This is a genomic window from Actinoplanes sp. NPDC048791 (genome assembly GCF_040650095.1).
Lineage (GTDB): Bacteria > Actinomycetota > Actinomycetes > Mycobacteriales > Micromonosporaceae > Actinoplanes.
In genome coordinates, this window is the sequence record NZ_JBEZGQ010001309.1 from 1 (window position 1) to 2,002 (window position 2,002).

The window sequence follows — 2,002 nt, forward strand, 5'->3', positions numbered from 1 at the left end:
GCGAAGGCCTCGTTGACCACGTCCCAGGCGTAGATCTTGCCCTTGTAGTGGGTGGCGACCTGGGTGACGTGGTTGATCGCGGCGCTGCGCAGCGCAGTGCCCGACAGCGACTGGGACGTGGTCAACGAGGCCTTCGCCGACGGCGGCAGCGGGGCCCGACGTGATTCCAACCTCCAGCGCACCGGCAACGACTGGATCGAGGCCGCCTTCCGCGCCGCCCGCGCGGCGGACCCGGCCGCGAAGCTCTGTTACAACGACTACAACACCGACGGCGTCAACGCGAAGTCGACCGGTATCTACAACATGGTCCGCGACTTCAAGTCCCGCGGCGTCCCGATCGACTGCGTCGGCTTCCAGTCCCACCTGGGCACCGGCATCGACTCGACGTACCAGGCGAACCTGCAGCGCTTCGCCGACCTGGGCGTGGACGTGCAGATCACCGAGCTGGACATCGCACAGGGCGGCAACCAGGCCAACATCTACGCCACGGTCACCAAGGCCTGCCTCGCGGTGGCGCGGTGCACCGGCATCACCGCCTGGGGCATCCGCGACAGCGACTCCTGGCGCCCGGGTGAGAACCCGCTGCTGTTCGACGGCTCGGGCAACAAGAAGGCCGCCTACACCTCGGTGCTGAACGCCCTCAACGCCGGCGGCGCGACGACCCCGACGACCTCCCCGACCACTCCGCCGGCCACCGGATCGGGCAGCTGCACCGCGACGCTGACCCCCGGCACCGCCTGGGGCGACCGTTACAACTCCACGGTCACCGTGACCGGAGCCGGCGACTGGAGTGTCGTGGTCACCTTCACGGCCCCCCAGAAGGTCTCCTCCGTCTGGAGCGGCACCGCGACCTGGGACGCCAGCGGCACCGTCATGACGGTGAAGGCCAACGGCTCCGGCAACGCGTTCGGCTTCACCACCATGTTCAACGGCAACACCACCGCCCGTCCCCGGATCACCTCGTGCAACGGCTCCGGCGGCGGCACCACCACCTCGCCGACCACGCCCACCACGACCCCGGCCGCCTGCGCGCTGCCCTCGTCGTACCGGTGGAACTCGACCGGTTCGCTGGCCAACCCGAAGTCGGGCTGGGTGTCGCTCAAGGACTTCACCACCGCGCCCTACAACGGCAAGCAGCTCGTCTACTCCACCACCCACGACACCGGCACCTCGTGGGGCTCGATGAACTTCGGCCTGGTCAACAACTTCTCCGAGCTCGGCTCGGCCAGCCAGAACAAGATGAACGCCGGCACCGTCGCGCCGTCGCTGTTCTACTTCGCGCCGAAGAACATCTGGGTGCTGGCCCACCAGTGGGGCCCGACCGCGTTCTCCTACCGCACGTCGACCGACCCGGCCAACGCCAACAGCTGGTCGGCGGCCCAGCCGCTGTTCACCGGTTCGATCAGCGGCTCCGACACCGGACCGATCGACCAGACCCTGATCGGCGACGGCACGAACATGTACCTGTTCTTCGCCGGCGACAACGGCAAGATCTACCGGGCCAGCATGCCGATCGGCAACTTCCCCGGCAACTTCGGCTCGACCTCGACCGTGGTCATGAGCGACACGAAGAACAACCTGTTCGAAGCACCCCAGGTCTACAAGCTCCAGGGCCAGAACCAGTACCTGATGATCGTCGAAGCCATCGGCGCCAACGGCCGCTACTTCCGGTCCTTCACGGCCACCAGCCTGAACGGCTCGTGGACGCCGCAGGCCGCGACGGAGAGCAACCCGTTCGCGGGCAAGGCCAACAGCGGTGCGACGTGGACCAACGACATCAGCCACGGTGAGCTGATCCGTACCAACGCCGACCAGACGATGACGGTCGACCCGTGCAACCTGCAGCTGCTCTACCAGGGCCGCTCGCCGAGCTCCGGCGGCGACTACGGGCTGCTGCCGTACCGGCCGGCGCTGCTGACGCTGCGACGCTGCCCCAGCCAGTACCCGGCCCAGGTGGCCGCCTCGGTGAGGGCGTACCGGGACGCGTCCGCGCGTACCCGGC

At 68.4% G+C, this 2,002-nt stretch carries 1 protein-coding gene and 1 pseudogene; one reads left to right on the top strand and one right to left on the bottom strand.

Translation table 11 applies throughout. From position 1 onward, the window contains the following. Positions 1-116: pseudogene (locus tag AB0C29_RS45735) on the bottom strand (endo-1,4-beta-xylanase); the annotation flags it as partial. 1 nt (position 117) lies between these two features. On the opposite strand from AB0C29_RS45735, the gene AB0C29_RS45740 reads away from it, so the two are divergent. Next, on the top strand, positions 118-2,002 hold a 1,885-nt coding region (locus AB0C29_RS45740; RefSeq protein ID WP_360834266.1), incomplete at its 3' end, for a non-reducing end alpha-L-arabinofuranosidase family hydrolase.